Origin of the sequence: Dyadobacter psychrotolerans (assembly GCF_004349265.1) — a bacterium.
Lineage (GTDB): Bacteria > Bacteroidota > Bacteroidia > Cytophagales > Spirosomataceae > Dyadobacter > Dyadobacter psychrotolerans.
In genome coordinates this window covers 1-24,539 of sequence record NZ_SMFL01000006.1, presented here as the reverse complement: position 1 = coordinate 24,539, position 24,539 = coordinate 1, and the positions used below count along the sequence as shown (strand labels likewise).

General features: G+C 42.3%; 17 protein-coding genes. 12 read left to right on the top strand and 5 right to left on the bottom strand.

What is annotated here, in order from left to right; all coding sequences use genetic code 11:
- Positions 1-23 precede the first annotated feature (23 nt).
- The gene (locus E0F88_RS17105) at positions 24-2,117 is read right to left on the bottom strand and encodes a protein-disulfide reductase DsbD family protein (protein ID WP_131959502.1); all 2,094 of its coding nucleotides are present in this window, start codon (positions 2,115-2,117) and stop codon (positions 24-26) included.
- 196 nt (positions 2,118-2,313) lie between these two features.
- Between E0F88_RS17105 and argB the strand changes: the two genes are divergently transcribed.
- The 8 genes from argB to E0F88_RS17065 all read left to right on the top strand — a co-directional run bounded on the left by argB (position 2,314) and on the right by E0F88_RS17065 (position 16,433).
- The gene (gene argB, locus E0F88_RS17100) at positions 2,314-3,102 is read left to right on the top strand and encodes an acetylglutamate kinase (protein WP_131959501.1); all 789 of its coding nucleotides are present in this window, start codon (positions 2,314-2,316) and stop codon (positions 3,100-3,102) included.
- 339 nt (positions 3,103-3,441) lie between these two features.
- Positions 3,442-6,813, top strand: a complete 3,372-nt coding sequence (locus E0F88_RS17095) for a SusC/RagA family TonB-linked outer membrane protein (protein WP_220466324.1) — start codon at positions 3,442-3,444, stop codon at positions 6,811-6,813.
- 29 nt (positions 6,814-6,842) lie between these two features.
- Entirely contained in the window at positions 6,843-8,435 is a 1,593-nt protein-coding gene (locus tag E0F88_RS17090; RefSeq protein WP_165940097.1) for a SusD/RagB family nutrient-binding outer membrane lipoprotein, read from the top strand.
- A gap of 230 nt (positions 8,436-8,665) precedes the next feature.
- A complete protein-coding gene (locus tag E0F88_RS17085; RefSeq protein ID WP_220466322.1) occupies positions 8,666-12,070 on the top strand; it encodes a SusC/RagA family TonB-linked outer membrane protein in 3,405 nt (1,134 codons plus the stop codon).
- Between the two features lie 35 nt (positions 12,071-12,105).
- Positions 12,106-13,809 carry a SusD/RagB family nutrient-binding outer membrane lipoprotein gene (locus E0F88_RS17080; protein ID WP_131959498.1) on the top strand — a complete coding sequence of 568 codons (1,704 nt, stop codon included), beginning with the start codon at positions 12,106-12,108 and terminating at the stop codon, positions 13,807-13,809.
- 86 nt (positions 13,810-13,895) lie between these two features.
- Positions 13,896-14,468 (top strand): redoxin domain-containing protein, encoded by a 573-nt coding sequence (locus tag E0F88_RS17075; protein WP_131959497.1) that lies wholly within the window; start codon positions 13,896-13,898, stop codon positions 14,466-14,468.
- Between the two features lie 7 nt (positions 14,469-14,475).
- On the top strand, positions 14,476-15,798 hold the full coding sequence (locus tag E0F88_RS17070; protein ID WP_131959496.1) for a c-type cytochrome: 1,323 nt from the start codon (positions 14,476-14,478) through the stop codon (positions 15,796-15,798).
- A gap of 293 nt (positions 15,799-16,091) precedes the next feature.
- Positions 16,092-16,433, top strand: a complete 342-nt coding sequence (locus tag E0F88_RS17065; RefSeq protein ID WP_131959495.1) for a hypothetical protein — start codon at positions 16,092-16,094, stop codon at positions 16,431-16,433.
- Between the two features lie 62 nt (positions 16,434-16,495).
- Here E0F88_RS17065 and E0F88_RS17060 read toward each other — a convergent pair whose 3' ends face one another.
- From E0F88_RS17060 to E0F88_RS17050, 3 genes are all read right to left on the bottom strand, one after another.
- Positions 16,496-16,975, bottom strand: coding sequence for a hypothetical protein (locus E0F88_RS17060; protein WP_131959494.1), 480 nt, complete (start codon positions 16,973-16,975; stop codon positions 16,496-16,498).
- A gap of 55 nt (positions 16,976-17,030) precedes the next feature.
- Positions 17,031-18,368, bottom strand: coding sequence for an argininosuccinate lyase (gene argH / locus E0F88_RS17055; protein WP_131959493.1), 1,338 nt, complete (start codon positions 18,366-18,368; stop codon positions 17,031-17,033).
- Between the two features lie 99 nt (positions 18,369-18,467).
- A complete protein-coding gene (locus E0F88_RS17050; RefSeq protein WP_131959492.1) occupies positions 18,468-18,974 on the bottom strand; it encodes a C40 family peptidase in 507 nt (168 codons plus the stop codon).
- 293 nt (positions 18,975-19,267) lie between these two features.
- On the opposite strand from E0F88_RS17050, the gene E0F88_RS17045 reads away from it, so the two are divergent.
- From E0F88_RS17045 to E0F88_RS17030, 4 genes are all read left to right on the top strand, one after another.
- On the top strand, positions 19,268-20,440 hold the full coding sequence (locus E0F88_RS17045) for an AIR synthase-related protein (RefSeq protein WP_131959491.1): 1,173 nt from the start codon (positions 19,268-19,270) through the stop codon (positions 20,438-20,440).
- Positions 20,441-20,636: 196 nt separating this feature from the next.
- A complete protein-coding gene (locus E0F88_RS17040) occupies positions 20,637-22,412 on the top strand; it encodes a PQQ-dependent sugar dehydrogenase (RefSeq protein ID WP_131959490.1) in 1,776 nt (591 codons plus the stop codon).
- Between the two features lie 167 nt (positions 22,413-22,579).
- On the top strand, positions 22,580-23,314 hold the full coding sequence (locus tag E0F88_RS17035) for a DoxX family protein (RefSeq protein WP_131959489.1): 735 nt from the start codon (positions 22,580-22,582) through the stop codon (positions 23,312-23,314).
- A gap of 75 nt (positions 23,315-23,389) precedes the next feature.
- Positions 23,390-23,650, top strand: a complete 261-nt coding sequence (locus tag E0F88_RS17030; protein WP_131959488.1) for a hypothetical protein — start codon at positions 23,390-23,392, stop codon at positions 23,648-23,650.
- Positions 23,651-23,791: 141 nt separating this feature from the next.
- Here E0F88_RS17030 and E0F88_RS17025 read toward each other — a convergent pair whose 3' ends face one another.
- Positions 23,792-24,259, bottom strand: a complete 468-nt coding sequence (locus tag E0F88_RS17025) for a M48 family metallopeptidase (protein WP_229213799.1) — start codon at positions 24,257-24,259, stop codon at positions 23,792-23,794.
- Between the last annotated feature and the right edge of the window lie 280 nt (positions 24,260-24,539).

Below are 24,539 nucleotides of genomic sequence, written 5' to 3'. Positions count from 1 at the left end.
GTTTAAACCTGGGGTTAGTTGTGTCACTTCCCTTTATAAGCAGCTTTTCCGCTATCCAGATAAGAGGCGAAACTTGCAGGGCTCAGATCATAGTTTTTTGGCGGAACAAGCAGGTTTCCTTCGTTATCTACGATACAATAATGCGGCTGTGCGTTGTTATTGTATTTCGTAATCTGCAAATCGCCATTCTGTGCACCGATGGTTTTTTTTACTTTTTTGTCATACGTGGAAGTATACCATTCCGATTCGGGCAATTCTGTCTTATCATCAACATAAAGCGCTACGATTACAAAGTCATTTTCAAGTCTTTTAAGTACTTCCGGATCCGGCCATACACGTGCTTCCATTTCGCGGCAGTTTACACAGCCGTGACCAGTAAAATCGATAAATACCGGTTTGTTTACTTTTTTTGCATAAGCCAGTGCATCTTTGTAATCAAAAAAGCCGTCGAGCTCATGCGGCAGGTGAAACAGGTCTGCATATTTTTTTACCTCTCCGGAAGCCGCTTTTGCAGTGCCGGTGGTTCGTTTACTTAAATCAAAATCCAGCGTAGATTGGGGAGGGAGATAACCTGCCAATGCTTTCAAAGGGGCTCCCCACATGCCGGGAATCATGTAAATAACGAAGGTGAAAGTTACAATTGAAAGCAAAATCCTCGGCACACTGACCTTCTCAACAACCGAATCATGCGGCGTCCGTATTTTACCCAAAAGATAAAAACCAAGCATACCGAAAATGACGATCCAGAAAGCTAGATAAACTTCTCTGTCGAGCAAACGCCAGTGATAAACCTGATCAGCTATACTGAAAAATTTGAGAGCCAGAGCAAGTTCCAGGAAGCCCAAAACGACTTTCACCGTATTCAGCCAGCCGCCCGATTTAGGCAGGGATTTAAGCCATTGCGGAAATAGGGCAAACAAAGTAAAAGGAATAGCAAAAGCAGCAGAAAACGCGGCCATACCGATGATCGGTTTTATAACCTCGCCTCCTGCAGAAGCAACCAGCAAACTCCCTACAATTGGGCCTGTGCAGGAAAAGGAAACCAGCACAAGCGTAAATGCCATAAAGAAAATACCCGCATACCCGCCTCTGTCGGCTTTTGCATCCATTTTATTTACAAAACGACTTGGCAAAACAATCTCGAAAAGCCCAAGAAAGGATAGGGCAAAAACAAAAAAGACGGCAAAAAACAGCAGATTTGGAAACCAGTGCGTGCTCAGAAAATTGGCGAAAGCCGGCCCGTTGATGCGGGAAACTACGGTTCCTATTAATGTATAAATAAGTACGATAGAAAGTCCGTACAAAAGTGCCTTAACCTTTCCATTTTCCTGATTGGTAAAATAACTTACCGTCATAGGTATAATTGGAAACACACAGGGCGTAAGCAAAGCAACCAGTCCCGATAAAAATGCAGCCAATGCAAAACCCCAGAGCGACTTGCCCGCTGCCGGATCTTCTGAGGAAACAGGCTGAATGGTTGCCGTGGTGCTGGCAGAGACAGAATCTGTATTTACTGGTATTGTGGAAGAAGAATCTGTGGATGAAGCAACAGCTGGCGCGCTGGTCGCTTCATCTGAGGTCTTATTTTCTTCCTGATTTACAGCACCAACAGTTGTTTCGGATGGAGCAGCAATACCTGCCACAACCTTTATTCCTTTAAACTCAAAATCTTTATTCCCCTGAACGCAAACTCCGTTTGTGTGGCGGCATGTTTGGTAATCTAAGGCTCCTTTAATAATCGGATTGTCTGTCAGGATTTTTACCGTTTGTTTAAAAACGGCCTTTTTGTCAAAATAACGCACGTTGCCCTGCCATACGTCCTCATACTTTTGCTTTGGATTAATCGATTTCAGTTTACCTATAATCTCAAAGGATTTGTTTGTCTCCAGCTTGATCGTTGTAAGCGTCGGGCCAAGATCAGGATCGAAATCGGAGGCGTAGATATACCAGTCGTTGTCAACTACTGCTGTAAAAACAAGATCGACAGTTTCACCCTTTTTAACATCCGTCTTGGAAAAGGCGTAAGTCCAGCGAGCCACATCTTGAATCTGGCTGTATGAAAGCGTGCTTGTCAGAAAAGTGAAGGCAAGAAACGAAAGAAAAATAAAACGGTTCATCTGATATGTCGGCGGTAAATGCAGGATAAAACACATCCTGCGTTTTTTAATTAAATTGTCTGGTAAGCTTGTAGATTTTACTCCGGCTTAATGTACCCAACGTAATTTTTATGAAAAAATTCATTCAGCAAAATCGTCTGATTGAAATGTAATTTCATGCAAACATACGTTCTTTGCCAGAAAAACAGATCATTCTATGCTTATGCCTTTGTACGTTGTAAAAATTGGTGGAAATGTAATCGATAATCCGGAAGCCTGCTCCCGGTTTTTAAATGATTTTGCAAAATTACCTTCACCAAAGATACTGGTACACGGCGGCGGAAAAGTCGCAACGCAAATGGCTGCGAAACTTCAGATCGAAACGGTGATGGTTGAAGGCCGCCGGATCACGGATAAGGCAATGCTGGATGTGGTGACGATGGTATATGGGGGGCTGGTGAATAAAAATCTGGTTGCGCAGTTACAGGCGGTTAAATGTAATGCGATCGGGCTAACCGGTGCCGATGGCGGGATCATACGTTCGGTCAAACGTCCGGTCAAAACAATCGATTATGGTTTTGTAGGAGATATTGAAGAAGTGAACGATATTCAGATTGAGGCTTTGCTGAAAAGCAGCCTCACACCTGTAATAGCGCCGCTCACGTATAGTGACCAGGGGTTACTTCTTAATACCAATGCTGACACCATGGCGTCGGCAGTAGCCGTGGCGATGGCAAAACACTATGAAGTAAATCTGATTTACTGCTTTGAGAAAAAGGGTGTCCTTTCAGATCCGGATGATGACAATGCCGTTATTAATTCCCTAACACCTTCTACCTATTCACAATATAAAAATTCCGGCGTAATAAATAAAGGAATGATTCCTAAACTTGACAATGCTTTTGTGGCGTTAGATGAAGGTGTTTTTAAGGTAACAATATGTCACGCTGATGAGCTGCAGACTGCAATTTCAGGATCAGCTGGAACTTCGCTGTCTCTTACTTGACCTTCAAATACGTTTAGGGTCAGCCAAAAACCGGTGAAATCTTCTTCTTTATAATACTATTCCAATAAAAAATATTTTATTGTTAAGATGTTGTATTTGTTTGTCTTACGACAGACTAAGGCGAATATTCTTTCGGGTAATAGTAAAAAAGCAATAGATTATTTGGGGTTATCTCTATCGTTGATACCTTTACTATGGAGTTTTTGAAAAAAAAATTAACTAATTGCAGAATAATTATTAAAATAATTTATTAATTTGGCATCATGATTCTCCTTCTGCCATTTTAGTATAAGTTTTATGACAAGGGAGAGAAATATTCACTATAACCCAATACATTATATGCGAAATTTTTTACTCAGACTTATTGTCTTTTTGATGGTAGGCGCTCCGGTAATGGCACAGACCATAACCGGTAAGATCACTGACGGGAAAGGGTCGGCGATCCCGGGCGCTTCGGTCATTGTAAAGGGTACTACCAAGGGCACGACCTCGGATCTGGCCGGAACGTATTCTATTGATGTCGCAGGTGGCAACACGCTTGTGGTTTCATTTATTGGTTTTGTTACCAAAGAAACTGCTGTTGGAAACTCTTCTGTTTTAGATATTTCCTTATCAGAAGATAACCTGCAATTAGGAGAAGTTGTAGTGACTGCCCTAGGCATTCAAAAAGAGTCAAGGCAAATCGGATACTCCGTTCAGAAAGTTGAATCAAAGGATATTACCAAAGTAGCACCACCAAACCTTGCGCAGGGTTTGATGGGTAAAGTTGCCGGTCTTAACATCTCAACCCCAAACGGAGTAGAGGGTGGATCGCAACGTATAGTTATAAGGGGTAACAACAGTCTTTTGGGTAATAACCAGCCTCTTTTGGTTATAGACGGTGTTCAGGTTCAGGAAAATGCAATGGGGCTTGATAATAAATCAGGAACTCAGTCTAACGATCTTGGTGCTTTAAAAGACTGGGGATCATATCTTAACTTTATCAACAGCGATGATGTTCAGGAGGTAAACGTATTGAAAGGACCTACGGCTGCTGCGCTTTATGGAGCAAGAGGAGCCAATGGTGTTATTTTAATTACTACGAAAAAAGGAACGAAAAAGCCGGGTTTAGGAATTGATTATAACTTTTCTACAAGATGGACTCAGGCTTATCGCTACCAGGATTTTCAAAATGAATACGGTTATGGCGGAGCGATCGGTCTTTGGTCTGCTGACAAACCTTTTCCAACAGACGCTGCCGGAAATCCAAGATACCCTGCTGCTGATCCGTGGTCAGGTGCAAACATTCCTGACAAATTTGCCAGCCAGGGATCTGTTCCGGGCGGACTTAATTCCTGGGGATTATTTAGCTGGTACGGAACAGGTGCATCATGGGGTCATAAACTGGATGGTACCGAAATTACGTGGTGGGACGGCACCAAAAGAAAATGGGAGCCAAATCCGGATAACATTAAGTCCTTTTTCAAAACAGGCAATACAACGACTCATAACGTATCCTTTTCGGGAGGCGGTGAGTTTGGTACCGTTCGCGTTTCTTTGAGCAGAAGCGATAACAAAGCTATTGTTCCAAACAGTAACTACGATCAGACTACGGTAAACATTGGTTCGAACATCGATATTTCGAAGAAGATTAAAGCAGAAGCAACCTCAAGCTATACACGCTTTAACCGTTTGAACACCCCGAACATCGGAGATAATAATAGCTGGACTAAATTTATGGTTTACGGTATGTCACGTGATTATAAAAACATTGAAAAAGATGTTTACAAAAACGCAGACGGATCTAAAAACATGTTTAATACAGATAAGTATCCATTGAGTTACCCGTATGCCGGTTATGGTAAAGACATTTACTGGAATGCAATGGAGAGAAATACGAATCTGCAGAGAGATCAATTGCTTGGATCGGTGAAATTATCTGCTGAAATCACACCTTGGTTTAACCTTGTTGGAAGAACGGGTATCGATTACAACACCAATGAATTCGAATCCAAATATACACCGACAGATATTGCCGGGTTAAATGGAGAGTATGGTTACGAAATGAACAAAAACTACACGATCACTTCTGAGGTAATCGGTACACTTCATACAGACCATTTGTTTACCAAAGATCTTACTGCCAGTCTTACAGGTGGTGGAAGTTCATGGTATAACCGTTACCACGGCTCAAAACAGTGGAATGCCGGTCCATTTGGTGTTCCTTATCAGTACTTCCTGCGTAACACTACTGCAACTTTGGGAACTGATTACACCAAATGGCTTCCGGAAGAATACCGCCAGGAAAGTAAAATCAACTCTGTTTATGGTATTGTTGACTTAGGTTATAAAGATTATCTGTTCTTACAGGTTACAGGAAGAAACGACTGGTCGTCCACATTGCCAACTGCGACAAACTCCTTCTTTTACCCTTCTGCAAGTTTGAGCTTTGTGTTTACGGAAGCATTCGGCATGGAGTCAACCAAATCGTGGCTTGACTTTGGTAAATTGAGAGTGGCTTACGCAGCGAGTGCAAACGGTACAGATCCTTACAGAACGAGCTACGTGTATACTGCCGGAGCATTTGGCGGTTCACCAACACGTAGTCTGCAGAAAAGTTTACCTCCTTTGGCTCTTGAACCACAGCGCTCAAAATCATTCGAGTTGGGAACTCAGCTTGGATTCCTTAATAACAGACTTGGATTGGATGTTTCCTACTACCAGATCAACTCAACCAGCCAAATCTTAAGTGCGCCGCTACCGGTTTCTTCGGGTGTGGAAAGTGTTACATTCAACACAGGAGAGTTGCAGAACAAAGGGTTTGAATTTATCCTGAGAGGTTCTATAATCAAACAAAATAACTTCACATGGGATGCAACCTTCAACGGAGCGCACAACCAGAATAAAGTTGTGAGCCTTGATCAGGGCGTTGATACTTATCCCCTTGGCGATGTATTTGGAATTACTTACGGTGCAGCTCAGCAGGTAAGAGTTGGAGAAAACTATGGTACCATCTACGGATACGATTATAAAATTCATGCGAACGGCAAGAGAATCGTACAGAAGATCATGGATGCCGACGGAAAAAAAGTGGTGGGTACAAAATATGTTACTACTGACGCTCCGGTTGCCATCGGAAATTCTACTCCTAAATTAACAGGAGGCTTGGGTAACAACATCCGTTACAAAGATTTCAGTTTTTATGCCCTGATCGATTACAAATTCGGCGGTCAGATTTACTCAACGGATTACGCTGCTGCTATGGGTAACGGACTTGCTCCTGAAACCTTGCTGGAACGTAACGGTGGCGGACTTCCTTACACTTATCCTGACGAAACAAAAGCAAATCATGGTGTAATACTTGACGGTGTTTTTGAAGACGGTACCCCAAACACGGATGTGGTTAACTACATGTTCAAATATGCAAGTGTTTATGGCGGATGGTCAGATATTCACATGCCCCGCAGCGCCTCTGTTTTTGAAAACTCATGGGCTAAGCTGAGAGAGCTTTCATTGACTTACACAGTTCCTAAAAGCATCGCAGCCAGAACCAAAGTATTCCAGGGACTATCTTTATCAGTCATTGGCCGTGACTTATTCTATCTGTTCACCACACTGCCTGATAATCTGAATCCTGAAGGTGTGAATGGAATTGGTAATACTCAAGGTCTGCAATGGTCTGCTTTCCCTGGTACACGTACTTACGGATTCTCTATCAAAGCGCAATTATAATCGTATCGATTACTGAAAATATGAATATCATGAAATTAAATAAATTGATATATACGAGCCTGATCGCAGTGATTCTGTCGGTTACAGCTTGTAAAAACGGCTTCGAAGAAATAAACAAGCCGTGGGATAAGGATGTTGCAGCTCCGGTAGAGCAATTGTATAACGGGTTGGTATCAACACTGGTATTGGGCTGGCAGGAACAGGTTACCTATCACACCTGGATCTATCCAATCACACAGCAGGCGGTAACGACTTCTAACTCTGGTTATGTTTTGGCAAATGCTGCATCGGAATTATGGTCAAATTATTATCTGGCGCTTGGTAACTTCCGCTTGTTGGAAAAACGCATTGAAGAAAGTCCAAATAAGGACAAATACAAAAATCTTCAGGCGATGGCAAAGACGATAATGGCTTATAAAACGCTAAAAGTTTCTGAGTTTTTTGGAGCTATGCCATATACAGAGGCAGGACGGGCTGCAACAGAAGGAGCAGCAGCATATCGTGCAAAATATGATTCACAGGCCGATGTGTTCAAAAGTGCTTTGGCTGAACTTAAATGGGCAGTGGATAATTTCAGCACCAGTGCGGATCAAATCTCCATCGGTGGATATGAAACATTCCTGAAAGGGGATATAACACAGTGGACAAAATTTGCGAATTCACTGCGCCTGCGTTATGCTTTAACGATGTCTGCAAAAGATGCAGCAACTGCAACACCAATTATTACAGAAGCACTTGCCAAACCTTTACTTGCTGACGGAGAGAATATAGCGATATGGCCAAAGGCATTAAATTTAACTCTGGATGGCAGAAGATGGTCATTCAATTCAGGCTTGTTTCACCGTATGGGAACCACCATGTGGAGCTATATGTCATCCAATGACAACAAAGACGGCAGTGGAATTTTTGATCCGCGCTGCAAGATCTTTTTTGAGCCAAACAACGCCGGACAGTGGGCACCATATCCACAAAATCCAACCACTGCCACAGTCGGTGAAGGTGGATTGCCTTACGATAATATAAGATTAACCAGCTGGGCAACCAAAGGAGCAGGAAACCTTTACTCTCCGTTGAATTATTACTTCGCGCAGGATCAAACGACTATTCCTGAACCTATTTTCACTGCTGCAGAAATTCATTTTCTTAAAGCGGAAATTTATACATCCGGAATTGGAGCAACCAAGAATCTGACTACTGCAAAAGGCGAATATGAAAAAGGAGTTACTGCATCTGTTAACTTCTGGACAAAAGTGGCAATGGATTCACCTGAATGGGTTGTTTCCAAACCTACTGCGTTGCCAAGTGCCGCTACGATTACCGCTTTACTTACGAATGCAAAAGTTGCTTTTGATGCTACCAACGAAGCCAATGCGCTGAAACAGATTTATGCCCAAATGTGGGTTGATGGTTTCAGGCAGCCATGGGACGTGTGGGCTTTGAAAAGACGTACAGGAAACCTGACGCCTATGACAACCGTCAACTCAGCCTATTACGACTCCAATTTTGGTATTTACCACCGACTCGTATATCCTTCATCGGAAGCAGATTATAACTCGGCAAACTGGCGGACAGCAACCGGAGGAGCAGATCTTACCAGCACGAAGACCTGGTTGGAGAAATAAGATTATTAAACTAAAACCCTTACCTACAGAGGTCGCTCCGGCAGCGGCCTCTGTTTCACATTATTACCCGATTAGTTTACGTATAGTATTCACCAAAACAGCGCCTGAATGGATAGAAAAAGGAGACATCAATTATCAATCATTTAAAAAGAATCTAATGTTTATTATTAAATCCAAAAGCCATGGAAAAACATTATTCAAGAAGCTATTTTAAAATAAAACAACAATCTATGAAGTCTGATTTACAAACAAAATCGGGTGGCAGAGGAATCAGGTTAAGCGTGCATCAGTTGCTGATCGCTGCGTTACTGTCATCTTCTGTTTACGCCAAAGAAGCCATCATCAAAGATGGTTCATCATCAAACGTTGCTGTTGACATTTCCATCAGCGGAAAAGTAACAGATGAAGAAAACGGAGAAACGCTTCCGGGTGTGAACGTTGTTGTAAAAGGATCAACGATCGGAACAACGACGGATGCAACCGGTAAATACAAAATCAACGTACCAAACAAATCAGCAACCCTGATTTTTAGTTTTGTTGGTTATTTAAGACAAGAAGTCGCTGTTGCCGATCTTCAGACAATTGACGTTGTTTTGAAACCGGATAATAACGCATTGAACGAAGTTGTTGTAACCGGTTTTGGTGATCGTGCAAAACGCAGCTTGGGTTATGCAACAACATCTGTTGAAGGAGATGATATCCGCCGCACAGGCGCAATCAACCCGATCGCCGCCCTTCAGGGTATGGTTCCGGGTCTGCAGGTGCAGCCGGGTATTGGCGGTCCTCAGTCATCACCACGTTTTTTAATTCGTGGTAGTGCGTCTTTGGATCAGTATCGTAACCAGCCTTTGATCGTAATCGATGACATCATCATGGAGCAGGACGTAGTTCAGCACAATGGCGGTGCAGATCAGGATTTTGGTAACATCCTTAAAGACATCAACCCGGATGATATCGAATCTATTAACGTACTGAAAGGTGGAGCTGTTACTGCACTTTATGGTAGCCGCGCCAACAACGGTGTAATTTTGATCAAAACCAAAAAAGGGTTCTCTCAAAAAGGTCTTGGTGTAAGTGTTTCACATTCTACAATTTGGGATAAGGCCTATCGCACAGCCGATTTCCAAAATCAGTTTGGTGTTGGAGCGCATACAAACGACTGGATTACCAATGCAGCTGGTGAGCTCGCTATCAACACTGCGAACTATGGATATAGCTTTGGTCCTGAAATGACCGGTCAAATGTTCCGTGATATCACAGGCGAGCTTAGAGCCAATAATCCAATGCCTAACAACATCCTGGACCTTTTCCGTACCGGTGTAACAAACAACAGCAATGTTAGTGTTACGGGTGGAAGCGAAAACGGGACTTTCCGTATGTCATATTCTAGAAACGATGCCAAAGGTGTTACACCGGGTAACGATTTTGGAAGGCACAGTATCAATTTCCGTGCTACGCAACGTCTACTTGGAAAAGTGCTTATTGATGGTAATGTTACCTATGTAAAAAGTAATTCGTACAACCCTGCTAATCAGGGTGGAGCGGGTATCTTCCGTAATTTCGCTTACGGAGGTGCACGTAACTACGATACCAACTATTGGCTTAATAACTACAAAGATGCAGTAAACGGCGGTTCTGAAAGAAACAGAGATTTCAGCGATTTGTCTAATAACGTGTTGTTCCCGCTGTTTGAAGATAAAGCTAGCAAAATCGATGACAACTTCCGTGGAAGTATCGATATCAAAGCTCCGCTTTTCAAAGGCTTGGAATTTCAAGGAACGACCAGTGTAAACTATATTGGAAGCAACTACGAGAAAAAGACAAGAGGCCGTGATAACGGCTTTGCAAATCCGGGGTATAGCTCTTCAATCAGAAATGTAACTGTTGCCCGTTACCGTGCAAATTTGAATTACAACAAAATAATGGGTGATTTTGACGTGCTTTTACAAGGTGGTGGAGAATTAAATACTTCCACTTCCAAAGAAGCAAGTTACAACACAAACGGAGCTATTCTGCCTGATATTTACAGGCTTTCCAACTCAAGAAACCCGATTAGTTTGTCGGAAGCGCCACCAAGACAGACACAGTTGTCGTCATTCTTCTATCAGGGAAGTGTGGCATTCCGTAACTACCTTACTTTGAATATCTATGGTAGAAATGACTGGAACTCAACACTGGTTTATAATGATGGCCATGGTAAATATTCTTACTTCTATCCTGGTGTCGATCTTGCATGGGTATTTACAGATTCCTTCAAAAGCTCGCTTCCAATGGCTTTTGACTATGGTAAACTTCGTATGTCTTATGTGATCTCAGGTAACGGTACTAATGCCTACACGGCCAACACCGGTGCTTATAGATCAAACAGCCCATACATCGATGCCAACGGAAACTCGGTGATCAGCTATGAGTATCAGTCCAACACTTTGCCAAACCAGGCTTTGGAACCGGAACGTACCACCAAGTTTGAAGCTGGTCTGGAATTGAAAATGTTCCGTAACCGTGTAGGTGCAGACCTTACTTACTACACGCAGGATACCAAAAACCAGATCATTTCTTTTGGTGTACCAAATTCGTCAGGTGTTGGTAATGCGTTGATCAACTCAGGTGTTGTTCGTAACCGTGGTGTTGAAGTTCAGCTTTATACATCTCCGGTTAAAACAAAGAATTTCTCCTGGACTACTTTCATTAACTACACACGTAACCGCAACACGGTTGTTTCCCTGCCTTTTGGTCTTAAATACACCAGTTTAGGTGGTGGCGATGGTTATGAAGCCGTTGCAAAAGTAGGAGGAGAATATGGAACAATCATTGCGCCGTATGCGTATGCCAAATATCAGGCAACAGCTGCAGACGGAAGTCCAATCGATAGCCCGCTAAACGGCAAACGCGTGCTAATTGCAGGTAGTGCAAGTTCTACCTATTTTGCAAGAGCAACGAACTATGTTCAGGGTCTTGACAAATCACCTGTTGTGGGATCTATTCTTCCGAAATTTATGGGAAGCTGGAGAAATAATTTCCAATACAAAGCGTTTGCTGTTAATGTAATGCTTGATTCTAAATTCGGTGGTAAAATATTCTCAACCACTACGGATTTAGGCCAGTGGCTTGGAAATACCAAGAGTACCTTGTTCGGACGTAACACAGCAACCGGAGGACTTACTTATACCAATGCAAGTGGAGTAGAAATGACTGATGGAATTATTGCAGACGGTGTTTATAGACAGGGAACTGTCATCACAGGTCTTGATGGTAAAACACATGATATCTCCGGTATGACGAATCAGGAAGCTTACGATCAGGGAATTGTTCGTCCGACAAGAGCGCTTGCTTATTATGCAAATGGACACAGCTGGGGTGTAGGTATTCGTGAAGATGCCATTTTTACTTCTTCATGGGTTTCTCTGCAGCAGGTGAGCATCGCCTACGATCTGCCTAAAAACATTGCCAACAAATTCCTGTTGAATGGGCTTAGAGCATCTATTGTTGGTAACAACCTGGTGTATTTGTACAATAGTGCAAAAGATAAAGTGAATCCAATGAACCTGAACAGTACCGGTTCCGGTGCCATGACAGAAAGCTCTGGTATGCCATACATTCGCAGCATGGGCTTTACAATTAATGGTAGTTTCTAAGGATGATCAAGCCAATTTTTAAAAAAATGAAAAGTATGAAAACGATAAAATCCATAAAATATATTCTGGTATTTTTTGTTTCGGTTTTTCTTGCTGCCTGCGACCGCGACAAGTTTGCTGAAATGAATACGGATCCTGATGCGATCCTGAGTATCCCACCTGAATATGAATTCACCTCGGGGTTGCTGGCCATTCACCGCAACAGCTTTGAGTACTACTATGATTATAATAGAGGGATGCACTATTGGGCACAAAGTTATGTACCGGTAAACGGGAACGCCGCCACAGTTTTTGACGGATCGGGTAATATGAACAATCGTCCGGGGACATTCTACGGGTCTGTTGGAAACAAGTTGGTAGATGTTCAGCAGATTATTGACAAACTTCCGGAAGAGAAAAAAGCACAGTATGTTCATTTACGTGCCATTGCCGGTATCCCGCTTGCCTATTATGCCTGGTATACTTCTGACGTGAACGGAAGTATTGTGTATAGTGAAGGTTTTAAGGCAAGATATGCAACACCTGCCTTATTTACACCAAAATACGATACGCAGGAAGAGCTGTATAACATTCTGGATGCAGAACTTAAAGCGATTGTTGCAATACTTAAAACAACTCAGCCGGTGGGGCAGATTGCTCTGGCAAACAACGATGTTTACTTCAAAGGAGATGTTACAAAATGGATTAAAGCTGCCAATAGTTTAAGATTACGAATGGCCTTCCGTTTGATGAAACGCAATCCTGCAAAACTAAAAGCAATTGCTACAGAAGTGCTGGCAAATGATGCTGAGGTGATCAACGCAATTGCCGATGACTGGAAGCTTATTGGTGGTACCGCCTATTTTAATGACGGTAACTACAATCCTTCAAGTAATGGCGATATGTCAAGCGCTAAAAATCTCGTGGATTTTATGTGGAATACCAAGGATCCAAGAACCCGTGTATTCTATACGCCATCATTTTTCAATAAAAGAAGGTTTGATGCGGCAAAAGAACAAGGTAAACTTCCTGCTGAAATGGTTTGGGACGGACAGCTATACCGTGGACAGTTTGTAGATCCGGATGCATCAGCATCTACTAATCCTGTAACAAGGGCCTATTATACAGCTATAACTGTTAAGCTTGGTGGTGCTGATTCAACAGGAAGACTTCCGTCAATGATTCAGAATCGTTTGTTCCTAAGTACCTATAACAATGGAACAGGAAACACTACTTTCCCTGTCATCACTTATGCTGATATGTGTTTCATGCGTGCGGAGCTTGCAGTAAGAGGTATTTTGGGTACCGATGCCGAAGGCTGGTATTACAAGGGAATCGATGCTTCATTGGCCAATTACGATGAAATGGCTAATAAGTCTAAGCTGGCTGACTATGTGGCACTAACGCCTGCCGAGGTAACAACCTACAAGGCTCAGCCTGGTATTAAATACGATGCTGCCAACGCCTTGGAACAAATCATTGTTCAGCAGTATATCAATTACTACAAAAACCAGAACGAGGCCTGGGCAATTATCAAAAGGACCGGTTTACCAAGTACAACCGGAAAAATTCTGAAACTGGAAACGGTACGCCAGGGTGGGACGGTTCAGGTAATGCCAAGAAGATTCGCAATAGGTGTTCCGTCTATTACGGATATCAACTATGAGAATAACAAAGCGGCTCTGGATGCTCAGCAGAAAGATCCAAGCTTTGGTATTCCTTCTGATATCAAAGGACGCGTTTGGTGGGATATGCCATAAGGTGTTTCAATGATTTATTTTGAATTGACAATAACTCCGGCCAAAAGCCGGAGTTATTGTTTACAGGACTTTTTGTAATTTTGAAGATGTTTTTAAAAAGATGTTTACAGGTTGTTTTCCTGTTTGTATGTTTGGCTTCTTCACTTGCTTTTGGTCAGCATGTGGGCGGGATTACGCTACGGGATCTGGATGGTAAAGTGGTTAAGCTTTCTTCGTTTGACAAAAAACTGCGGATAATTGTTTTCCTTTCACCGGAATGTCCTTTAAGCCAGAATTATTCTTTGGTCTTAAATCAGATCCAGGAGCAAAACAAAGAGACTACGGATGTTATCGGTATTTTTCCGGGGACATCATATCTGCCAAAAGATTACCAGGCTTTTAAAGAAAAATATAAAATCACATTCCCGTTGCTGACTGACTCTGCGAAAAAGCTGGTTGTCAAGCTGGACGCCAAAGTCACCCCCGAAGTGTTTTTGCTGGATGTAAATGATAAAGTTATTTACAGCGGCGCGATCGACAATTGGGTGATTGATCTTGGCAAAAAAAGAAGCAAAGCAACTGCATATTACCTTTCCGACGCAATAACCTCATACATCCAAAGCAAACCGGTTGATCTGGTCAGCACAAAAGCAGTGGGATGTTACATCACCGATCTCTGATCATTTTATGAAAAAAAAATTACTCTTTTTATCTTTTTTAATACTCTGTCTGCAAGATGTTTTTGCCCAAAAACTGACATTTAAAGACATTGAACCCATCATTACAAAAAACTGTGTTTCCTGTCATCGTCCGGGTGATGCGGCTCCGTTTTCTTTGATTACCTATCAGGATGTTTCCAAAAGAATTACAACCATTAAAAAAGTAATTACCAGCAACTACATGCCTCCATGGCGTGCCGACAATCATTACCGCGAATTTGCCAACGACCGTTCTTTAAGCGAAGCCGAAAAAAGTAAAATCCTTTCCTGGATTGATAACAAAGCACCAAAGGGTGATTATTCAGAAAAGTCGGACGCTGCTAAACAGGCGCTGCTAAATGTAACTTCTTATAACAGAAAACCGGACCTTACGCTTAAAATTGATTCATCTTTTACCGTAAAAGGAGATAACAAAGAACGGTTTGTTGTATTTAAAATTCCGTTCGATTTTGCACAGGCACAGAATATTGAAGCCGTGGAGCTTTACAGCAACAACAAAAAAATTATCCACCACATCAACTACGGATTTTACGATATCCCGGAACCCGGAATAAATATCCAGACTGGCGAGGAAGCCATCAATACAACCGACGATGAAATGAGCAGTACCAAGCTTCTTATGCAGGAAAGGTTTAAGAAGAAAATGGTGTATTACACGGGCTGGATTCCGGGGACATCAGTTGAAAATTATCCGAAGAATTTTGGATGGATTTTACCGAAACGGGGTGTTGTCATCATCACCGCACATTATTCTCCAGGCGCTGTCGACGAAAGTTCGGTTGTCGGGGTTAATCTTTTTTATCGGAAGGAAAACGCCGCACGACAGGTAAAAGTGATCAGTTTGGGTTCAGGCGGAATCGGGGAGCGGGATATCACACCGCCATTGCTGCTGTTACCAAATGATATCAGCCGGCATACGCTTCATGTAAAAACACAGGAAGACCAGTCGGTTATGTTCGTCTGGCCACACATGCATTATCTGGGAAAGGAATTTTACGCTTACGCTGTTTCACCCGCTGGAGATACGATCAAACTGGTGCATATTCCTCAATGGGATTTCCGCTGGCAGGAACTTTATAAGGTTAAGAAATTGGTGAAAGTGCCAAAAGGTTCAGTGATTCATCTGGATTGTACTTATGACAACACAGCCGACAATCCATTCAATCCAAACAATCCGCCAAAACCTGTCTTTTCATTTGGAGATATGAATTCAAAAAATGAAATGATGACGCTCCTCCTGATTTATGCCAATTATAAAGAGGGAGATGAGAATATAGTTCTGGATGAGTAAATAAGGAAATGGTTTCCTTTTATCTAAATAACCACAAGCGTAATGAACAAGTATGTTTTGATTTTTGCGAAAAGGCCGGGTAATGTGACTCACTGGTTATTTATAGTTGCCTACATTATTTTATTTACTTTGTTAAATGATTTTTTTCTGAAAATAGATCATCAAAAAAGTCTGTTTATCCTGCTTGCTGGACTTTTGATTATTCACTTGTTGTTGAATTATTACTTTTTGATTTACAGAAATAAAACGAGTAATTGAAGAAGCCAATTAATCATTCCCTAACTTTTAGCATTATGAAAACCTACCTTACCCTAATCCGGATCATCTTCTTTTTTGCCGCCTTCGCACTGATCGTGGTGGGGAGCCTGTTTTTTATTCAACATTGGAATGGAGGGAGATTGATGATGGGTGCTGGATTAGTTCTTATGCTGGGAGCGTTTGTTCAATTTCCACATTCAGAAAAGTCTTCAATGACCATTCTGCGCATATTACTGACAACTACGGCATTGAGTACCTTATTAATCGGAACTTTGTTTTTTATTCAAAACTGGGGTAGTGTGGCGCTGTTAGGTATAGGTGTTCTGCTTTCCGTGCTGATTCTTTTTGACAAACTGGTAAGTAAGAAAGTTTTTTAGTTTTAAGTTAAAAGTAAACAGATTCGTATTCGACTCATTTGTAAAAAAAATCAAAAACGATGTCATGCAATCGATTCCTGTCGTTTCAAAATCCCTCCGAATCTATCCAATACAACAATCAATACCGGACAAACAACCAGAGTTATAGCCAGCAGCAAAACAGACTTTTCCATATAACGTTCTGATCCGAAAAAGCTCACGATGGAGGACTGCGGTGTCAGCATTTTAACTGAGAAAAGCAGAACATAAAATGCGGCTAACTTAAAAATTACATGCAACTTGTCTAGTCCGCTGAACCGGTAAATAAAGGAATATGGCAGCTGCACGAGCAGGATGTAAGACCATAGATCGTATACCATCAGCATAGACCACGTCATACGCCAGTTCTCAGCCGTAAACTGGTAGCCAAGATAATTATTAAATACCGTGCGTTCTGAAAATAAACCCAGCAAATATTCTGCGAAAAATGAAGCTGCTGCCGGGTATATTACCAACGATATTGCGGAAAGAAGAATAAAACGAGTTGCTGTAGTTGAAGGCATAATTTCTAATTTTAATTATTATAAAAAAGCAGTTTATGCAAACAACTACTCCTGCTTACATCTTCAATAACTCTTCCAGAGCCGCTGTAACCTTATCATAGCCAAAAGCTCCGATTTCCTTCTTCATTCGCTCCTCAATTTCCTTACTCTGAAGATTGCCAATACTTCCTTCGTGCGTATGTTTTAATACCCTTTGAGCAGCGTAACTTCCGTCAGCAATTTCTGCACCAACCTGCTTGTACGCATCACGGAAAGGCACGCCGTTAATCACCAGTTCATTTACACGTTCCACGCTAAAGAGTAAATCATATTTGGCATCATCGAGCAAATTTTGCTTGATTTTCATGTTTTCGAGCATGAAAGAAGCGATGTCCAGGCAATCCAGTATTTCGTCAAAAGCTGGCATCAGTATTTCCTTTAGCAGCTGCATGTCGCGGTGGTAACCCGATGGCAGATTACTCAAAACCATCGTTATTTCCATCGGTAAAGCTTTCATCCGGTTGGTTTTTGCACGAAGCAATTCTGCAACATCCGGATTTTTTTTGTGGGGCATGATGCTGCTTCCCGTAGTGAGGTCATCCGGCAAAACGATAAAGCTGAAATTCTGGCTGTTGTAAAGACAAACATCCATCGCCAGGCGCGAAACCGTTGCGGCCAAAGACGATATAGCAGTAAGCGCAGCCTGTTCCGTTCTTCCGCGGCTCATTTGTGCATAAACCACATTATGATGCATTCCTTCGAAGCCCAGCAATTCTGTCGTAAGCGTACGGTTAAGTGGAAAAGAAGAGCCATAACCCGCACCGGATCCCAAAGGATTGCGGTTTGCCAAACGATAAGCCGCATTTAACTGGATCACATCATCGATCAAGCCTTCCGCATAAGCACCAAACCAAAGCCCAAAGGACGACGGCATGGCGATTTGTAGATGGGTGTAACCCGGGAGCAGGTCATTTTTATGTTCTTCCGATTTTTTTATCAGTGTAGAAAAAAGCTTTTCCGTAGCCTGCACAACCTGAAACAACCGGTTGCGGGTATAAAGCTTCATATCTACCAGTACCTGATCATTCCTTGATCGGCCGCTATGAATTTTTTTACCGGTATCCCCCAGTTTCCTGGTCAGCATAAGCTCTACCTGCGAGTGAACATCCTCAACGCCATCTTCAATTACAAACGATCCTTTTTCAATCTGATCATAAATAACTTTTAGTTCGGCGCGTAAGTCGGTAAGTTCTTCACTGGTGAGCAGGCCAATGGTTTCGAGCATGGTTGCATGTGCGAGATTGCCAAGCACGTCAAATTCAGCCAGGTACAAATCCATTTCACGGTCTTTGCCAACTGTGAAGCGCTCAATTTTTTCAGACGTAACGGTATTTTCTTTTTGCCAGAGTTTCAAAATGCAGTAAATCAATAGTGAACCGGAGAATGATCTCCGTGACTGCTGCAAATTTACAAGCTATGTTGAGATTTTCCGGCTTAGCGGTGAAGTATTGTGTTAATCAACCAACCGGCGGATAGCTACAAAGCGTTTGCTGTAATAGTCTGCGTTCAGCAAATCGTAGCGGATGCCGCCCTTAAAAGCAGAATGGATGAATTTTACATATCCGGGAGTCACCTCAGTAATGATTCCAACATGGCCAACTCTAGAACTCCTGGAGCTTTGTCCCTTAAAGAAAATGAGATCGCCGGGTTTGGCTTGAGGAAGTTCTATCAGTTCACCTTTTTCTGCCTGGGCGGCGCTGGAATGGGGCAGGGTGATAGACATTTTATCAAAACAATATCTTACAAAACCGGAGCAGTCAAAACCTCTTTTTGAAGCGCCGCCTGAGCGGTAAGGAATATGGAGGTGTTTGGTGGCGAATGAAACAAGCGATTCAATGTGTGTCAAAGTATCTGCTGAGGCGATCTGCTTTTTTTTGGTCTGGGCGTTGGACGGGTTGAAAACCGAAGTAGCTGTAATCAGAATAATAAAGAGAAAAACGCGTCGAATCGATAATTGCATGAAGGATCAGTTTGGTTCAGTGTATAGTAAAATCTATACAGAAGAATATATTGCCTTTTATTAACTTATCTATTATTTACAAAGATAACGCCCTTTTTTAGATATATTTATTTTATTCTTATGTTAAATTGCCAATTTAAATATAAGTTTCTGAAAACTAGTAGTTAGGCATCTTTACGTGAAACCAAAGGTTTAACAAGAGTCGCAGCTTTCACTTTCTCTTCTTTACCCCCCGGTTTTTTCATACTTTTGTGCCTTCAAATGGATTTCCGTATTCAATAAATTATTCCCGAATGAAAACCACCGACCGTTATCTGCAGCGCGGCGTATCAGCATCTAAGGAAGATGTGCATAAGGCAATTGAAAAGATCGACAAGGGTTTGTATCCAAAAGCGTTCTGCAAAATTGTTCCTGATACCCTGGCTGGTGATCCCGAATATTGCACGATTATGCATGCAGATGGCGCAGGAACAAAAACATCTCTGGCGTATTTATATTGGAAGGAAACCGGCGATATTTCAGTCTGGAAAGGAATTGCGCAGGATGCCATTGTCATGAATACGGATGATTTGTTATGCGTAGGAGCGACGGGCCCAATGTTGTATTCATCTACCATTGACAGGAATAAAAACCGCATTCCCGGTGAAGTAATCGCCGAAGTGATCAACGGTGCGGAGGAAGTGTTGGATATGCTCCGCAGTTACGGGGTTGAAATATACAGTACCGGCGGAGAAACAGCCGATGTGGGCGACCTGGTTAGAACGGTAACGGTTAACAGCACCGTCATTGCCCGGATGAAAAGATCAGAAGTGATCGATAATGCAAATATCCAGGCAGGTGATGTAATTGTCGGACTGGCTTCTTCCGGACAGGCAACTTACGAAAACTCCTACAACGGTGGTATGGGCAGTAACGGACTAACCTCTGCCCGTCATGATGTGTTGGGGAAATATCTTGTTGAAAAATTCCCCGAAAGTTTTGATCCTGAGGTAAATGAAGATCTGATATATAGCGGTACAAAAAAGCTTACAGACGCTGTTGAAGGAACAACGCTGAATGTTGGTCAGCTCATCCTTTCTCCCACACGTACCTACGCTCCCGTAGCCAAGGCGTTACTGGATGAACTTCGCCCGGAAATCCATGGGATGGTACATTGCAGCGGCGGTGCGCAAACCAAGATTTTACATTTCGTTGACAATTTACATATTATCAAAGATAACCTGCTTCCTGTACCGCCTTTGTTTAAACTCATACAGGAAGAAAGTGGCACAAGCTGGCAGGAAATGTATAAGGTTTTTAACATGGGGCATCGTCTGGAGATTTATCTTTCTCCGGAGCATGCGGACCGTGTAATTGAAATATCAAATTCGTTTGGCATAGATGCACAAGTCATTGGCCGGGTTGAGGAATCGGATGTAAAAAAACTGACGATCACCAGTGAATTTGGTGAATTTTTATATTCCTAATATTTAAAGAAAATGTTTGAGGCCCTCATATCTGATGATTTGGGGGCCTTTTGTTTTAGCACTGTCTATATCTTTTTGTAAATCAGATTATAAAAAGAATATGTTGTAGATTTTTGGCACAGATGTTGTAGGGGTTATTTTCAAAAACAGTAGAATTTATTTGAACTGAATGAAAAACTAAACTTTACTACACATTATGAAGATCATCACATCTAACTACGCTAAGCGGTGTACACTCAGGCTTTTAGGATTGGTTCTTACCCTGATTACAGCTGCGGAAAATTTGTACGCGCAGCCTTCTGTAACTTTAAGGCCTGTGATTACTGAAAATCTGACCGCTCCAATGCAATTTGTACATGCCGGGGATGCAACCGGCCGAATGTTCGTTGCCGAGCGTGCCGGCGTCATTAAGGTATTTGATAACAGCGATACCAAAGAAGGGTTATATCCTTACAGAGGTATCTTCATGGACATCAGCAGCATGATTTACAGCCAGGGTGAAGGAGGTTTGCTGAGCATTGTTTTTCACCCGGAATTTGAACAAAACACAACGCATCGGGGGGAACTGTTTGTCTATTTCACAGACAATGCAAATGCGCCGAACAGCGATCTGGTTTTAAGAAGATACAAGGTCGCCGATCCGCTAAGTTATACGGCTTCTGTGACCGCTTCGGATGAAATACTAAGGATTCCTCATCCGACTTACTCCAATCACAACGGCGGTGAAATGCATTTTGGTCCGAACGACGGTCTGCTTTATTTATCCGTTGGCGATGGAGGAGGAGCGGGAGGCCCTGGTAATAATTCGCAACGTACCACGCCGGCGTCACCAACGGATAAATCCTATTTATTGGGGAAAATACTTCGTTTGGATGTAAACAATATTTCTCAGGGACTTGCGTACGCTATCCCTGCGGGTAATCCTTTTAGCAATGAAGTGTATGACTACGGTCTGAGAAACCCGTTCAGATGGAGTTTTGACAGAACGACAGGAGACATGTGGATAGGAGATGTTGGACAATCAATGAGGGAAGAAATTGATTTCAGGCCGGCAGCAACTGCGCCTGGTGTAAATTATGGATGGAATTGTTTTGAAGGAGATTTGCCATATACACCTGCTGCAGGTAACTGCGGTGGTTTCCCTAACTTTGCGCCTGCTTTCGCTTATCAGGGAGTCTCGGTAATTGGCGGTGTTTTTTATCGTGGAACCGACGGGGTTTTGGCCAATTATTTTATCAGTGCCGATTATGGTTCTGGTAATATTCATTTTACAAAACGGAATGCGGCCAATGACGGTTGGGAAACGGTGGTAAAAGCGAACACAATCGCAGGAATTGCTGATTTTGATATTAGTGACATAGGTGAATCGGAAAGTGGCGAAGTTCATCTTGTAGGCTTGGCTAGTAATGCCATTTACCGCCTGGAAAGCGTTGTTTTACCAGTAAAATTAACATCGTTTAAAGCCGTTAAAACAGCAGAAGGCGCCAGGCTCAACTGGCAGACCTCATCAGAAGAGAATTTTTCAAACTTCGAAGTACAGTATAGTGCTGATCAGGGTAAATTTCAAACCGTTGGTACTGTTGCGTCTTCCAATCAAATAAATGGCACCACTTATCAGTTTTCACATTCTATGCCGGCATTGGGTAATGCTTATTACCGGTTGAAAATGATGGATCTGGACAAAACCTTTGAGTATTCCAGGATTGTTTCTTTGCAAACAGACGAACTGGCAGAAGGTGGATTTGTGAGGCCGTCGCTGGTGAATTCGGGGTCTATGAATTTGCTTTTGGAAGGGAGTCATCAGTCTTTCGAACTGGTAAGTACAAATGGAGCTGTATTCCACAAAGAAGATATTTCAGGTAAAAAGGGGCCGCTGAACATTCCTGTAAACAAAATCACTTCCGGTATGTATATCGTAAGGCTTATCGGCAATGAAAATGTTCAGCAGCAGAAAATACTGATATTGAATTAAGATTTGCGAGGAAAATTAAAAGAGACTGCCCGCTGTGTTTTAGAAAACATGGCGGGCGTTTTTTTGCAGCATGATTAAGTTAGGATGACCGTTATAGCATTTTGAAAGCTGAAATAAATTGTTTTGCTTTGTATTGCAAAGTACTTTTAATATAACAAAGAAAAACAATGGGAATTTCTGCTAGACTAGACAAGATCCATTTGCAGGCGAAATCAAACAAATGGATGAATTATTTTGCCATTTTCCTGCGTGTGATCCTCGCTTACGGCTTTATTGCCTCGGGGATGGTCAAGATACTGGGCGAGCGTTTTGCCGTGGGCCTGTCAGCCAATCATCCCATGGGACAATACCTGGTAGCGCTGCACCATACCGGTTTTTATTACACGTTCATCGGTGTGGTCCAGGTAATCGCCGCGCTGCTATTGGTGATACCCAGAACGGTAATCCTTGGTGCACTCATTTATTTTCCTGTCATCCTGAATATTTTCATGCTCTCCTACGCCGTTCGTTTCGAAGGCTCAGCCTTCACCTCGCCATTGATGATGTTGGCCTGTCTGTACCTGATCCTTTGGAACTACGATAAGATCAAATACATCCTTCCTTTCGACCACAGCAACGCGCCGCACATCATTACCGTACCAAAAACCCTGAACAAAACCTTTCCCATCAAATTTTTTCTTGGCACAGCGGCAATTATTGTAGCCGTTATTTTATTCTCCATCTTCGGCTGGCAAATTGCCCCAAGGAACAACCTTCGGGACTGTAACTCACAATTTGCAGGAACCAACAGGACAAAGGCAGGGGCTATATTCTGTGATTGCATCCATAAACAGGGACTGCCGCTGAATAACTCTATGGAGTTGTATGACAAAGCTCCGAATGACGCAATGGTAAAAAAGTAACTTGCGACAGACCTTTGACTGGCACGAAACTTATGATAAAAGTTTAAAATTCTATCATAACTAAATTACCGAGATATGTCACTACAAGATGAAATGGCCGACCAGGAATCCGAAAAATTCGAGAGAAAGCTGGCTGAACTTTTGGGCGTCAGCTACGACGAGCTTTTAATAACTGAATACGAAGTAACCGACAATATTGGAAATGATGATGTGGTATATGAACACATTGTAAGATTCACCGAAGATTCCCCAAGATCTGTTCTTGAAAAAATAATCGGCCTTAATGAGCGGAATGAGATTACGCTGCCGATTGTGGATTTGGCGGATGAGGAGTAGGGAGGTAATTTTTGTTGGGTGTGGTCTGATTAATATGTTAGCAAGAAGCCAATGACGGCTTGACGTACTCGTCAGACCAGGCCCATTTATGGAGAAACGGCCGACTGGGGAACATTATTGAAAAGCATGTAGCCGGCCTTGCTAAGCCAACAACTTTTCCAGTTTGGCTTTCCATTTTTCCCAATCCGGCATCTCCTTACTTTGCAGATCAATAAACTTCTGGGTATGGTCATGATGAATTAAATGAGACAGTTCATGAATGATAACATATTCAATGCAGCCTTTTGGCGCTTTTATCAATTCAGGATTAAGAATGATTTTCCCTTTTGGTGTACAGCTTCCCCATCTTTTTTGCATCTCCCGGATTACAAGCTGATAATTAGCATCTGTCAAATTATACTTTGAAGTAAACTGCTCGAATAACGGCTTTGCCAATTGATGAAACCTTTCTTTTGCCTTTTGCAAATACCAATTCTTAACCATGATCTCGACCTTCGATTTATCAGAAATATAGACTTCGATAAACTGACGGTTGATTTTTACATAGTCTTGTATGGTTTTTGATTCATCATGTATAATTTTTAAGCGGTTGTCTAAAACGGACTTCACCGGGCCAGTCATTTCGGAGTATCATGGGCCAGTCATAACGGAAATCAACGGGCCAAAATTCAGGATCATTTTTCGGAGGTCATTGGGCCAGGTTATCAGCAAGTCAAGATTTCGATTTTGACCGAAAACGGAGGTTACTGGGCCAATAATGATTTTGATTTCGGAAGTCAATGGGCCATTCCTTCGGGTGAGAGTTGGTCAAGGCATCTTAAAACGGAGGTCATTGGGCCAAAATCTGCTTCAATCCGATCCTGATCTGTCAATACAGGCAATCTAACTT